General features: G+C 48.3%; 14 protein-coding genes and 1 pseudogene. 4 read left to right on the plus strand and 11 right to left on the minus strand.

Annotated elements, in window-relative coordinates:
- Positions 1 to 15: 15 nt before the first annotated feature.
- The 3 genes from JR346_RS09500 to JR346_RS09510 form a co-directional block, all read right to left on the minus strand.
- Positions 16 to 1,071, minus strand: coding sequence for a flavin reductase family protein (locus tag JR346_RS09500; RefSeq protein WP_205482360.1), 1,056 nt, complete (start codon positions 1,069 to 1,071; stop codon positions 16 to 18).
- A gap of 297 nt (positions 1,072 to 1,368) precedes the next feature.
- Positions 1,369 to 1,776 carry a hypothetical protein gene (locus tag JR346_RS09505; protein ID WP_205482361.1) on the minus strand — a complete coding sequence of 136 codons (408 nt, stop codon included), beginning with the start codon at positions 1,774 to 1,776 and terminating at the stop codon, positions 1,369 to 1,371.
- Positions 1,713 to 2,273 (minus strand): ABC transporter ATP-binding protein, encoded by a 561-nt coding sequence (locus tag JR346_RS09510; RefSeq protein WP_239479143.1) that lies wholly within the window; start codon positions 2,271 to 2,273, stop codon positions 1,713 to 1,715. The genes JR346_RS09505 and JR346_RS09510 overlap by 64 nt, the downstream gene beginning before the upstream one ends.
- 122 nt (positions 2,274 to 2,395) lie before the next feature.
- On the opposite strand from JR346_RS09510, the gene JR346_RS09515 reads away from it, so the two are divergent.
- On the plus strand, positions 2,396 to 2,725 hold the full coding sequence (locus JR346_RS09515) for a hypothetical protein (RefSeq protein WP_205482362.1): 330 nt from the start codon (positions 2,396 to 2,398) through the stop codon (positions 2,723 to 2,725).
- Between the two features lie 58 nt (positions 2,726 to 2,783).
- Here the strand turns inward: JR346_RS09515 and JR346_RS09520 are convergent, their stop codons facing one another.
- The 3 genes from JR346_RS09520 to JR346_RS09530 form a co-directional block, all read right to left on the minus strand.
- Complete coding sequence (locus JR346_RS09520) at positions 2,784 to 2,969, minus strand: hypothetical protein (protein ID WP_204878112.1); 186 nt, start codon at positions 2,967 to 2,969, stop codon at positions 2,784 to 2,786.
- An 845-nt stretch (positions 2,970 to 3,814) separates the two neighbouring features.
- Complete coding sequence (locus tag JR346_RS09525; RefSeq protein ID WP_204878110.1) at positions 3,815 to 5,065, minus strand: hypothetical protein; 1,251 nt, start codon at positions 5,063 to 5,065, stop codon at positions 3,815 to 3,817.
- A complete protein-coding gene (locus JR346_RS09530; protein ID WP_204878109.1) occupies positions 5,065 to 6,237 on the minus strand; it encodes a hypothetical protein in 1,173 nt (390 codons plus the stop codon). Before JR346_RS09530 ends, JR346_RS09525 begins: the two co-directional genes overlap by 1 nt.
- A 163-nt stretch (positions 6,238 to 6,400) precedes the next feature.
- Here JR346_RS09530 and JR346_RS09535 point away from each other — a divergent pair.
- The 3 genes and pseudogenes from JR346_RS09535 to JR346_RS09545 form a co-directional block, all read left to right on the plus strand.
- Positions 6,401 to 6,799 (plus strand): annotated as a pseudogene (locus JR346_RS09535) (glycine betaine ABC transporter substrate-binding protein); the annotation flags it as partial.
- Between the two features lie 164 nt (positions 6,800 to 6,963).
- Positions 6,964 to 8,340 carry an NAD-dependent succinate-semialdehyde dehydrogenase gene (locus JR346_RS09540; RefSeq protein WP_205482363.1) on the plus strand — a complete coding sequence of 459 codons (1,377 nt, stop codon included), beginning with the start codon at positions 6,964 to 6,966 and terminating at the stop codon, positions 8,338 to 8,340.
- Positions 8,341 to 8,469: 129 nt separating this feature from the next.
- Positions 8,470 to 8,640, plus strand: a complete 171-nt coding sequence (locus JR346_RS09545; RefSeq protein ID WP_204878106.1) for a hypothetical protein — start codon at positions 8,470 to 8,472, stop codon at positions 8,638 to 8,640.
- A 115-nt stretch (positions 8,641 to 8,755) separates the two neighbouring features.
- Here JR346_RS09545 and JR346_RS09550 read toward each other — a convergent pair whose 3' ends face one another.
- From JR346_RS09550 to JR346_RS09570, 5 genes are all read right to left on the minus strand, one after another.
- Positions 8,756 to 9,517 carry a GTP pyrophosphokinase family protein gene (locus tag JR346_RS09550; RefSeq protein ID WP_204878105.1) on the minus strand — a complete coding sequence of 254 codons (762 nt, stop codon included), beginning with the start codon at positions 9,515 to 9,517 and terminating at the stop codon, positions 8,756 to 8,758.
- Between the two features lie 57 nt (positions 9,518 to 9,574).
- Positions 9,575 to 9,844 (minus strand): CorA family divalent cation transporter, encoded by a 270-nt coding sequence (locus JR346_RS09555; protein WP_239479141.1) that lies wholly within the window; start codon positions 9,842 to 9,844, stop codon positions 9,575 to 9,577.
- Positions 9,841 to 10,158 (minus strand): hypothetical protein, encoded by a 318-nt coding sequence (locus tag JR346_RS09560; RefSeq protein WP_204878104.1) that lies wholly within the window; start codon positions 10,156 to 10,158, stop codon positions 9,841 to 9,843. The genes JR346_RS09555 and JR346_RS09560 overlap by 4 nt, the downstream gene beginning before the upstream one ends.
- Before the next feature lie 1,265 nt (positions 10,159 to 11,423).
- Entirely contained in the window at positions 11,424 to 11,945 is a 522-nt protein-coding gene (locus JR346_RS09565; protein WP_204878103.1) for a hypothetical protein, read from the minus strand.
- Between the two features lie 438 nt (positions 11,946 to 12,383).
- Positions 12,384 to 12,536 (minus strand): hypothetical protein, encoded by a 153-nt coding sequence (locus tag JR346_RS09570; RefSeq protein ID WP_205482364.1) that lies wholly within the window; start codon positions 12,534 to 12,536, stop codon positions 12,384 to 12,386.
- Positions 12,537 to 12,698 lie beyond the last annotated feature (162 nt).

Genomic DNA, 12,698 nt, shown 5'->3' on the forward strand with positions numbered 1-12,698 from the left:
GAGAAAAAGCCGTGGTTACAGTTCTAAAATGGCGTGGGGTGAGGGGCGCGAAATGCAGCTTTGAATCATGCCGGGTTCATCAATCATTTCGCCGGTGCGCATATTTTTCACAGCGCCGTCGCTCATCATGACCAAGCAGCTACGGCACACACCCGACCGGCAGCCGTGCGGCAGTTCTGTGCCGGCATTCTCGCTGGCTTCGAGAATGCTCTGGTTCTCAGGCACCGTGATTTCAGTGCCATTGTTGATAACCAAGGTGCCGGGGCCGCTGTAATCTGAGGGCAGCAAGCGGGTATCGAAGCGTTCAACGACGATATTGCCGTCTGCTTCTTGCACGGCGGCCTCGATATCACCCACAAATTCATCCGGGCCGCAGGCGTAAATGGTGCGCTCAAGAATATCGGGATGCAGGGCAGCCAGCTGTCCTGCTTCGCGCAGGGTCAAGCGTCCCAGTGATTTTGTGAAGTGAAAACGCGGCTTGAAACCGGGAAATTGGTCGGCAAGTTCCAAAATTTCATCGTGAAATATGGTGGATTCTTGGTTTGCCGAAGAATGGATTAGCACCACGTCATGGTCGGGGCGGCGAGGCATGAGCGTGCGCAGCATCGACATAACCGGGGTGATACCCGAACCAGCCGTCAAAAACAAAAGCGCGGTGGGGCTGATTTCTAGCAGAAACTGACCAGCAGGACGCTCAAGGTAAAGAATATCGCCGGGTTTCGTGCCGTATACCAAGGCTTCTGAGACACGTCCGCGTGCTTTGACAGTGACTGACGGTGCCGTGTCTTCGGCGGCACTAATGGAGTAAGGACGCCACAGTCTGCGTCCGTTCACAGAAACTCCAATGCGCGCCCACTGCCCGGCTTTGTGCGATGCCCACCCCTCACCGGCAGTAAAAGTAATGGTCGCAGAGTCAGGTGTTTCATGGTGAACCTCGGTCACCACACCGCGGGTATAATGCGAACTCGACAGAGGGTTAAAAACCTGAATGAACTCACGAGGATCCTGCGGGTGGGTGATCAAACCCAATGCCGCATACGACATACGAGAAAGAATATTTTTTCTCTTCACCGGGCACTCTTTTCTCAAGTGAAACGCAGATCATCTGCGGTGAAGGCAGAGGCACCAGTTACCCGATGCTTCACGCCATTTGCTCGGCATACAAGAACCACTAGAAAGCCACGGTTACCATGTGCCATCTTTGATATTACTCCCAGTGGTCAGACCATAAACATGTTTACGGCAAAACAACACCCCTTAAATTTGTGTAATGGGTATCACTTCAAAAGCACGCCCACCCCCTATTTTTTAGAGATATTCGATATTAATTTCAGAATCCGCATCAAAATAGGTCACCCCGGCAGGCTACTACAGAAGTTGCATACCAGGTTCAAAGCTGCGCTTACCCAGCAGGCACAGCGCGATGATCTTGCCCCGCAGACCACCACTCAGCTCCTCGGTAGGGCTCATGTAGGCAAAGGGCTCCGCACCCAACTGTTCAATGTGCGAAACAGTTGCCAACAATCCGCGTCCATCGATAGATTCGTCGGCGAGAGTCCATCCCCCAGTGCTCCAGACGAATACCGGCGACAATCCTCTTATCTGCCACCTTGGCAGCAATATCAGCGCCAGTACTGGTGCGTTGGCTGATGGTGCCAAGGACGAGTGTAGCTGCTCACCATCGCGAACCATCGGCATGTTCCCGAAGAGAGTCATAGCAGGTGAGACAATAAATTCAGCAACAAAGGTGTTGCCGAGGTGGTAGTAGAGGTACATAAGCTCATCGCACTATTGAAAAATACCATCTTTGAGTACCCGCCTATGGTCATTACTTCAGTCTGGTCGTGGGTCATATAGACCGTGGTTACGTCCAGTTCCCGCTGCAACTGAGAAACCTGAGCGCACGTTGAAACGTGCAAACGAGCGTCCAGATTAGACAGGGGGTCGTCCATCAAAAAGACTTTGGGTTCATGCACAATTGCCCTGCCCATTGACACACGCTGATGCTGACCGCCGAACATATTGGCAGGGTTCACATCTAACAAAGCCTCTAGCTCTAACGAGGTCTTCTCAACACGGTGGTTGATCTCACCCTTATCCATCTCGGCGCTTTCCAGGGCAAATGCCATATTTTGGTGTGCCGTCGTATTTGGGCAGAGAGCATAAGATTGGAGCACCATGGCGACATCGTGGTCACATGCCCGCAAATCAGCCACGTCCTGCCCGCCGATTCTAATGGTGCCCTCGTTGACCGATTCAAACCCCGCAATCATGCGCAGACAGGTTGATTTACCTGAACCTGAGGGACCATCAGAGCCAGAAACTCACTATTGTGTACGTCAATGTTGACGCGGTTGACAGCTGCCGGAAGTGAAGAATCATAAATGCGAGAGATGTGCTGAAATTGTACGTCTACCGTGATGTTCCGTACCTGTACGAACCTAAAAACCGTACGCTTTTAGAGGTTGGACTTAATGTCGCGGTCGATAGTCTGCTGAATCTCATCTTGCAAGGTTGCGAATGTCTGTTCGACATCCCGGTCCACAACAATCTTGTCGAGGGCACCACCGATTTTCTGGTCGCCACCGTTGACGAAGACGCGGGCACAATCCTGAGACTTGCTGTTCTCAGCCAGCTGCTCAATAGCGGTACGAGCATTCAGGTTTTCGTCCAGGTGTTTCTTCCTTCGGGCTGTTCAGCGACGTCCTTGCAAATCGGCATGTAACCGGTTGCCTGGGTAAAGGTGATGATGTTCTCGATGTTGGTCAAGAAGTCAATGAACTTCACCGAGGTTGTGAGATACCCACAGGAACAGCCAAAACAGCGATACCGGTGGTGTTACCGGGGCCGGGCAGGTAGATGGTAACGAAATCGCCGGAGGCTGAGTTCTTGAGACCGCCCAGTGAACCGGTTGCATCCAGCAGACCGCAAGAGCCACCTAAGCCGAACTCGTTACCGGAATCTTTCATGACCTCGATGTGACCCCGGCTGACCTAACCCTCAAGAACTTACCTACTTCGATGGTCTTGGGGTCGGTGAACTTGAGATCCCATTCATCAGAGTAGCCGCCGCCAAATGCCAGAAAGTACCAGTCCAGGTAGTTTGACCCGTCATCAACAACCAGAGGCACCTTGCCGGTTGCATCCAGCAGCTTGGATGCCCAGTTGTCGGCGAAATCTTGTCAAGTTTCGGAACCCTTATCGGTGTGTGGGGGGTAGGGTTAATGAGGTGGTCTAACTTTTGGGGAGCGCTACAGCACTAAAGCCAGTACATATCATTGAGTGCCTGGTTCAGTGTGAGCTTGCGTGGTTTTTCGTTGGGTTTATACCAGGTGAGGTGGGCTTGTAGGGCTTTGAGTAGCATGGTGATTTGCTGGTTGGGCAACGGTCTTTTCCGGTATGGGTTGAGGTTATTTCTGGCGATTTGACTCTCTATTTTTTGCCGTTGGTAGGGTTGTTGTCTAGTTAGTAGGTTCTATCCCTTATGAATAAGCCTCCTTCATCAAAATTTTACCGGCGGAGCAGGCAAACAGTGGGTACGGGGCAGGTGGCATCTAGAGACATCTTATTGAGCATGCCAGAAATCTCAACCAAAGCCACAAATAAGACTGCGTGCAGTTTGTCCACTCACTGAGATGACTACCCTTTGAGTCTACCTAAAAACCCACGATTCATCTAGGGAGATAAATCGTAGGAGGGTATTAGATTACGCATAAGAAAAATGAGCGTAAAGTATGCACACGCCTCTCTACACTAATTATTTTCTCAATAACCTCAAGAACACTCCAAATTTTATAATAAATTTCTAAAATAAGTTAACTTGTAAATTTTAATATATCAAGAATATCAAATTTTGGGAACTTTAAGGGGGGTTCGTGGTCATTTTTATTATAGAGCCTTAAAATTTCCTGCCAGATACTTAATTGCTTTTCGAAAACATCAATCGATTCTAGAACTGAATTAGCGCATTGCAATCCTAGATCCCAGATATCCTCGACTCCACCAGACATATATCCAGTATAATCCTTAGAAAAACCAATTGAATTTATTTTAATTCTGTAGGATTCTGAAACTTTCGGATACTGCACAACCGCAATCTTCTCCTCTTGTGAAAAGTCCTCTGAATCTTGGATTTTCTCGTAACAGTATTGAGTCGCACGCTGAAGAACTCCCGACAGAAGTTTCACCAAATCACCAATCTGCACCAAGGAGCTAGAGAATGTAAAGTTAAGGAATGACGATTGGCTCCGCAGAAGAATATCATCAGAAGTAACAACGAATAAAGGATTACCGCTCCTTCTACTTAAATCTTTCTCAATTTCCGATGCTAAACGATGGAAGGCTTCGTCTATAAACCTCAAAATTGGTTCTGCATCTCTAAATAAAACCGATTTCTGCGGGGGGCTATCCCAGACATCTCTTTGAATCATTCTTGGAGAAAATCGATAATACCAATCATTATTTTTTAACTCTTGAATTGGCGTGACAAAAAAAGGTGATATACACTCTAGGAGACTATAGATAATCTCTGAAAGCCTCCTAAAAATAAATATCCCCATAGCCGTAGATATATAGTGTCCATTAATAAGTGATATAAGGTCACCGCATTCTAGTGAGTGCTTATCAGCCAGTAAAGATCTAATAAACTGAGCGGCAGGAACAACATCTCCGGAACCGTAAGAGGCAGAAAAATCTATATATATACGATCTAAGAGATAATCATTGACAGCAGCATCTAAAAGATACTCATACGTACTTTTACTAATACCTGTTCCACCATTACTTAAATTCACTATTTTGGTAGCACAAATAATTTTCGCGAGGTACTTCTCAACCTTATTCACATTACCTATAACATGCCCGTCCAATAAGATTTTTTGTTGGCTCTCAAGTACCTCGTAGGAATCAAGAGGACCCAGCAGGCTGGTAAATCCGTATGCTTGTCGGCCTTCCGCAAGACACGACAATATTCTTTCTCGCTCGTACTCAATAAGATCGCAAGCATCATTCCAACTTTGTGGTATAGCTGTTTTATCAGCGTAAACTAAAATGTCTTTTAGAATCATTATTCAGCATCCTTGTTTTTCTTTAAAGCAAAAACTGCTATAAAAGAAGTGAGAACAGCAAAGAAAATCATCCATAAATCTATGCTGACACTTCTAATAAACTTAGATGCCCCCAGCTCACCAATACCCTCACCGGCTTCTGTCTTAACGTCACCAACAAAAGATATATCAACAACACCGATAAAAAATTGGAATATAGTCAACAAGCTAAGCGCGAGAAGTAGCTTGTTAACCCAGATTCTATTTCTTGACTTAAAATTTTCATGATGAAAGGAGTTTATCCCCTCAATAGATTGGATTCTTGATTCCAAACGCGTATGTAACCCACCCAACCCCCACGCATCATAACAAGCAATGGCAGTTTTTTTCCGCACTCCTTGCAGATCTAAATTGATTTCGTCTACAGATAAGTCAAGCAAAGCTTTATTTTCCTTAATTGACATTATTTGATTATGGTATTTTGAGTAATCCTTTTCCTTTTCAAATTTATAATCAATAATCTCATGGGATATTCTCTGAGATTCCAAAATCAATTCATCGCTCTTACCCCAAATACCCTGAGCATCAACGATCCCTCGAATAAGCTCCGTGGGATCAACTTCTTTTTTAAAATCTGCTATGCTGAATACCTTATTGTTGCCCCATGAAATCAAGCATTCTACATCGGCTGCAGGGCCACCTGATATGAGCGTGGGAGACCATTCAATAGAGACACCGTTATCAGAAATCCAACCATTTGGAACTAGCTTTGCGTCTTCTTTATTGTAATAAATAATAGTTCTATTTACCCAATTGAAATTTAGCCCATCTAATCTATCGCCCACAAAATTTGCAAGCCTGTTGCACTCCTCCTCGAGTTCAAGAGAACTCATTCTATCGAAATCTTCTAAATTTTCAATCTCAGCAAGTACTACAAGGAAATATTGATCTTGAGTACTGTATAAATCGCAGGAGAATACTTGATAATTTAAGAAGATCCAATCATGATCATCTTGGATTTCAAAGCTTCCTTCACGCATATAAAGAGATTTCTTTTTCTGAGCAAGTTCTCGAGTTTGGTAAGATTCCTGACTTTCGTATCCTCTCGGCTTCCATATATTCTCGTTTTGCAGCTCCTGCGAATCATGATTCTCTGTGTAATTTTTTACTGGAGCAATTAAAAGAAGGTCCACTTTATTTCCTTATAAGTGTAATTTTTAAGGGATCTGAAATCTATTACTTTGGGCTTATCAAATCCCTCTTCAAGCATAGCTCTTTGTAACCAAGGATACTTCATCCTTCCTCTCCTTTTCTCCATGAGGTTAGGGTTAGTTCGTAGACTCCCTCGGCGCACCACCCGAATTCGCTGAACGTGCCGTGGGCGTGCCCGGTATCGAAGAAAAATACGGCTGCGCCTTCAAGGACTTCTCACCCATCAACGACGGCGGCGGCCCCCTCACAGTGGACGCGCTACTCAAGGGTGATGTTCAGGTAGCTAACATCTACACCACCTCCCCCGCCATTGCAGCTAACGATCTAGTGTCTCTCGAAGACCCCGAAAACAACTTCGTAGCCCAGCAAGTACTACCCTTAGTTAATGATGAACTCGTTTCAGACAAGGCAACCGAAGTGCTCAACCAGGTCTCAGCAAAACTCACCACCGAAGACCTCATTGAACTCAACACCCGCGTTTCAGGCGATGAGAAAGCAGACCCCGCAGCGGTTGCCGGTGACTGGGTAGAAGAGAACCTCTAAGCCCACCTCGTGACTGCTCTCTTAACGCCCAAGCCTTGTGGCTTTTCCACAGCGCTCGGGCGTCGAGCCAACGGTCAGCGTAGAGACGCGCGCTCCCGCCCCACCTGTTCAGCCCACCGCTGACACTCTAGGCACTGGGGGTAAAAAGTGATTTGCTTAACACCATGAGTACTTACGCATTAACTAATGCAAACACGGGTGAAGTTGAGCAGACTTTCGATTCGCTCACCCCCGATCAGATTCCCGGCATCATTGAGCACGCCCACAAAGCTCATCTTGAGTGGAAGACCACCCCCTACGCCAAACGCGCCGAGGTGCTGAACAAGTGCGCGTCTTTGCTTGATGAAAAGCAGGACGAGCTTGCAGATATTATCGGACGCGAGATGGGCAAGCCCCTACCACAGGGCAAAGCCGAGCTGGCGAAGGTTGCCCGCACTGCCCGCTGGTATGCGGCTCATTCTGAACAGTTCCTCGTGCCCACCGAGTTGCCCGCAACCGGCGCTGAACGCACCTATGTTCGCCATGATCCGCTCGGGGTGCTGTTTGGTGTAATGCCGTGGAACTTCCCCTACAACCAGCTGGCACGTTTCACCATGCCGAATTTGATGGTGGGTAACAGCATCCTCATGAAGCAGGCATCAATCTGCCCGGTGTCATCGCAGAAGTTCCAGGAGCTACTTGAAGAGGCTGGTCTGCCTAGCGGTGTTTACACCAACATTTACTTGAATACCGAAGATGCTGAGCAGGTGCTCAAAGACTTCCGCGTTAAGGGTTTCTCTGTGACCGGTTCAGAGGGTGCAGGCGCAGCTATTGCCGGTATTGCAGGCAAGAACCTCAAGCGCGGCGTCCTTGAGCTCGGCGGTAACGACCCCTTTGTGGTGCTTGATACCGACGATGTGAAGGCACTGGCACAGCAGGCAGTTACCTACCGCACCACTAACGCAGGTCAGGTCTGCACTTCTCCTAAGCGTTTCATCGTGGTTGAAGAGCTCTACGATGAGTTCGTGGCAGCGGCAAAAGAAGCGATTGAAGCGGTGAAGGTCGGCGACTACAACGACCCCGAGATTAATATGGGTCCTCTGTCTTCAGAATCAGCTCGTGACGATATTCTTGAGGCACTTGAGCAGGCAAAGAAGGACGGCGCGACTCTGGTCACCGGCGGCGAGAAGCTGGAGCGCCTAGGGTGGTTCATGCGTCCTGCTCTGCTGACCGACGTCGATATCGACTCAGACACCGGCCGCCACGAAATCTTCGGTCCGGTTATGATAATTTTCAAGGCGAAGGACGAAGAGGACGCGTTGCGCCTGGCGAATCATACCGAGTACGGTCTGATGGCGTCAGTATGGACCACCGACCTCGATAAGGGTCGCCACTTCGCTGAGCGCATCAATGCCGGTATGACCTTCGTAAATAAGCACATGGAGTCAGAACCGAACTTCCCCTTTGGCGGCATCAACAAGTCCGGCTTCGGACGCGAAAACGCCCAGTGGGGTCTGCGCGAATTCACCAATGAACACCTGGTGAGAGTGCACCAGCAGTAGGCTCTTCTGACTGATGCCCACTGCACCGTGATGAAAAGGGCCGTAAGGACGCGCGCCCTTACGGCGCTTTCATTCTTTCAAAAACGGGCAGTACAGCTAGCTGGTGTGCCGCCTCGATAGATTTTCCCCATGTTCTCTTTTGCTACCGGCGCACTGGAGTGGACGCTTGCACGTCGCACTTTTACCGTCGAGGATGACAGGGTTGAGATCACCGCTGACCCGCACACTGACCTGTGGGTAGCGCACCTATTCTTATTTCCGCGTTGGCACCGCCCCAGTGATACAGATGAAAACCCGTGAAAATTACTTTTCGTTCATCGTCAAAGCAGACTTCACGAACAGTGTGTCACCAACAACTGTTACTCAGGCTGGGCGACCACCGTCATCCCCGCCGACGCCTAAAATCCTCTGTAAGTCAGCGGTCGAGTCGGGCAGACGCCATCTCCCACAGTTGCTGAAGTAGGGCGGAGTTGGCGATTTCGTCGTTGCTGACAATGCGCGGCCCGTTATCTGTGCCGTGGACGGTGGTGTGCAACCGTTCCATGCGCTCATCAAGTTGCGCCGCAATGTGGGCGGTTTCGGTCAGTTCGTCCACGAGGTAGTCGGGTACATCGCCCTCGTACTTGTAGAAAATCTTGTGCTCAAGCGCCGCCCAAAAGTCCATGGCAATCGTGCGAATCTGCACCTCAACGGTCACATCTTTAGGGCCAGTAGAGAGAAAAATCGGCACCGAAATAATAGCGTGCAGCGACTTATAACCATTCGGTTTGGGGTTCTTGATGTAGTCCTTCACCTGCACCACCGTCACGTCCGACTGGGCGGTGAGCGCATCAAGCACCCGGTAGGTATCCGCAATGAAACTGCAGGTAATACGCACGCCAGCGATATCAAAAATATGCGCCGCAACTTCTTTAGGGTCGAGCGAAATGCCCTTACGAACTAGTTTATTGGCGATGCTTTCAGGGGTCTTAATGCGCGATCCCACATTTTCAATGGGGTTATAGCGGTTGCGGTGCATGAACTCCTGACGCAGAATCTCGATCTTTGTCATCACTTCATTCACGCCGAACTGATACTCCATCATGAGCTGACCAAAATCAGCACCCACCGCGCGCATAGCAGTCAGTGCCGGTACCAGCGCCTGATGAAATTCGAGGGAAGATTCGTGCGTTGACATGTTATTCCTAGAGTTCTGACGAAAATCGTTCCTTACCATTTTTTCATAGGCTGTGAGTCAGCTCGCTGATTGCCACCTGCTAAGGTGCTGGGAACGCACCGCGCACATCACCTTCAGAGAACTGCGGAGCCCCCGCATCCTTACAGCCACTTTTCCTGTTTGAAAACAAGCCACAGAATAAAGGAAACAGCCACCATCAGCCCCCAGGGGTGCAGGGTATCTCCCTGCCCAGTGCAGCTCAGGCATGGTATCGAAGTTCATACCGTAAATTGAGCCGATTACGGTGGGTGCTATAGGAATTGCTGCCCATGCCGAGATGCGTTTCATGTCGTCATTTTGACGTTCCGCCACATGAGAGTTTCACAGTCGATGATTTCACCGGTGTAAATAGGAGCCTCATTCTCACCCGTCCCACTAAAGACAGCGGACTTACCCTGCATTACGACAGCCAGAACCTTCTGGGCGATGAGATCATGCAGGTAACGCTGCACCGTTTTCGTGCAAACACCCACGTGAGAAGCAATTTCAGCCTGCGTATACTGGGCCGTATACTCACCCAGACGGTAACGGAAACTAATGTAATCAATGATTTTTTGAGCTGTGCGCGCCTTGGCACGAGAGAGCGTCGATAAATACCGCACAGCCGCATGCTTACGCCAGGGCAAGGCATTCTGGGGCGACTTGGTTCCTGGTGGGCGTGATGCTATAAGCTGAAAAATTGTGGCGTTAGCCCGTGCCCTTGCGCTACCCCTGTGTGGTGCTGGTAAGCTATACACAGAGACTCCTTCTGTGTGTGATGCGCATAAGTTGTTTCCTCACTGGATGTTATTCGATCTTGCCGGAACGTGACATCCCAATATTTTTAGTGAAAGCCCCTCCTTGCAAGGAGGGGCTTTCGTTATTTAAAAATCTTGTTGACTCCTACTGTACTGGACAAACCAGGCTCTTCGCAGGCTATAAGACACCACTGAGACAAGTTTAGAATTTTTAAAAACCACTCTGAAACCATCAGTTTCCTTACAACCCCAGGGAAGAACCGGTCTCACGCGACGCCCCGTCCATCTGATGCAGCCGATGATGCCAGGCATAATTATCCAGCCGCGGTCTCTGCTGTGAAGCGGGTAGGGGCGTGGTGGGCTTTATCGGTCAGTGGTAGGTCTTCAATGAGCCAGAAGGCTTGTACGCCCTTTGAGGTGAAAACCACTGCGTGAGGATAGATTTCACAGGGTAAGTCAAAGACGTAGTTCGCGGCGAAAAGGTTATCGATGTCTATCACCAAAACACGGCAAAAAGCAGGGCTGGGCTGGTAAAACTCGAACCGGTGCAAGTCCCTTTCAGGGTTTTAGCAAGCGGGTCGCTCTTGGTTTCTGAGCAGAGGAAAACCCGCTGTCGATCTGTAGAGATGTGCGTAATGCGCGCACATCACGAAATATCTGACTTGGTTAATTTATCCACTTTCGTTATAGGGAAGTTTGTAGCACTGTAAAACCATGACCGAAACCCTCGACTGGGAAACCACTAGTACCGTCCAACAAAGAGCACGACGTGCCCGCAAAGAAAGAGCCGAAGAACAAAAGCACTCCCCCCCCCCCCCAAGCAGCATAAGAACATTACTTCAGCGCAGCCCCGCACATACGGTGCGGGGTTTTTCGTACCCGCCCCCTTACTGACCATACGCGGAGTATAAGCCATCAAATCAACGGCTGTCGTAGGGTGCCGCTTGCGATGCCATAGGCGCCCTTGACCGGGTGCGCTCGGTAGCTACACTGCGTCGTGCAGCGCCAAGAGAAAGAAAAATTTCCCTCTTACACAGTGCAGCATCTCGAAAAACCGGTCTAAAATCAAAAAATACCCCCTAAATAGAGGGTATTTTTTGAGGGGTAATCAAGAAAATTTTTTGATAATTCTAAGAATCTCTTTTTGATTGTATTGATTCTCTTATCTCTGAGAATCCTTCCTTGATAATTTGATTACCCTCATTTAGCTTCTGCTCATATTCTTCATCCGAATAGTTAGTCTTCCAAGGGGTGCCTAATGCCAAAGCTGGCACTGTTCCACCAACTATTCCTGCCACAGCCCCCAGCCAAATCGCGTTGTAGGTTTGAAGTAGCAATATAGTTACTAGGGGAGTTACAAGCACCCAGGGAAAAGCCTCGTAAACTGTAGGAAAAAATCCTGACGGAACATATGTATCATGTTTGATGCGATAAGCTCTATCGATTAGTGCCACCATTGTACTAGCTACCATTGTAGATACCAGTGAAATAGCTACTATATCTTGAATAAGAACTTCCTCATTCGAAAACGTTCGAAGAACTAGGAGAGAAACAAATATAAGTGGGGCTTGTATTATTAAAGCAATAATTATTGAACCGACTAAGTTTTCTCCCAGAGAATGTTGCTGTTTACTCATTTCATATTCACTCATTTAGCCTTTTATATACTTCTACCCGAGCAATCCTCTACACGCTTTATAAGCCCCACCCATACCAAGCAACTCTTCCAGGATCTTGACTCCATCTTCACCGATTTCATGAATATGGGCACCGCGTCTAATTTCAGATACAGCCATACGAATACTGCCCCACTCTCTAATGGCCGTCCGAATTACGTGAACAACCTTGCGCAGAGGAAAAGCAATTGAAAGAAAACCCAGCAAAACAGCAACCGCACATTCCCAGATACCCTAGGGATTCGTAGATTGAGCAGAGATGACTGAACTGAGTTCAAGGTTCAGATTTCGACCCGAGTTAATTTTTCTCAGCTCTTTTTTAACCAATATTTGGAAATTAGGCGTAGTAGATGGGTCAGCTTCCAGCAACCATTTAGGGAGTTGTGACAAATCATCAGCGAGCTCTGCAAACTGTCACTCAAGATTCCAATCAACACCCTGAGCTTCTGCATTCCTATGGAATGAACGGGTATCCAGCGCAGTTGCAGGAGCGCTAGTGAATACAGTCAGCAGACCAGTTACACCGGAAATGGCTAGAAAGTTTCTACGGTTGACCAAAGAAGGCATATGTGAGACTCCTTACTAACAAGTTAACTTACAGCCTAAAGAGGATGTGCAGAATAGTCAAGAGTCATCGCACCTCAAACCACCACAACAGCACCGCCGTTTACACAGGCTTTCACGAGACGGCGCCGTGTTTTAGATAGCCCCTTATTATGAATAACTCAT

Origin of the sequence: Rothia sp. ZJ932 (assembly GCF_016924835.1) — a bacterium.
Lineage (GTDB): Bacteria > Actinomycetota > Actinomycetes > Actinomycetales > Micrococcaceae > Rothia.

Bases quoted from the DNA above. Each gene is read 5' to 3' on its own strand.
- JR346_RS09505 (WP_205482361.1), bottom strand. From the start codon at position 1,776: ATGTACCTCTACTACCACCTCGGCAACACCTTTGTTGCTGAATTTATT.
- JR346_RS09510 (WP_239479143.1), bottom strand. From the start codon at position 2,273: ATGATTGCGGGGTTTGAATCGGTCAACGAGGGCACCATTAGAATCGGC.
- JR346_RS09520 (WP_204878112.1), bottom strand. From the start codon at position 2,969: ATGAAAGATTCCGGTAACGAGTTCGGCTTAGGTGGCTCTTGCGGTCTG.
- JR346_RS09525 (WP_204878110.1), bottom strand. From the start codon at position 5,065: ATGATTCTAAAAGACATTTTAGTTTACGCTGATAAAACAGCTATACCA.
- JR346_RS09540 (WP_205482363.1), top strand. From the start codon at position 6,964: ATGAGTACTTACGCATTAACTAATGCAAACACGGGTGAAGTTGAGCAG.
- JR346_RS09545 (WP_204878106.1), top strand. From the start codon at position 8,470: ATGTTCTCTTTTGCTACCGGCGCACTGGAGTGGACGCTTGCACGTCGC.
- JR346_RS09550 (WP_204878105.1), bottom strand. From the start codon at position 9,517: ATGTCAACGCACGAATCTTCCCTCGAATTTCATCAGGCGCTGGTACCG.
- JR346_RS09555 (WP_239479141.1), bottom strand. From the start codon at position 9,844: ATGAAACGCATCTCGGCATGGGCAGCAATTCCTATAGCACCCACCGTA.
- JR346_RS09565 (WP_204878103.1), bottom strand. From the start codon at position 11,945: ATGAGTGAATATGAAATGAGTAAACAGCAACATTCTCTGGGAGAAAAC.
- JR346_RS09570 (WP_205482364.1), bottom strand. From the start codon at position 12,536: ATGCCTTCTTTGGTCAACCGTAGAAACTTTCTAGCCATTTCCGGTGTA.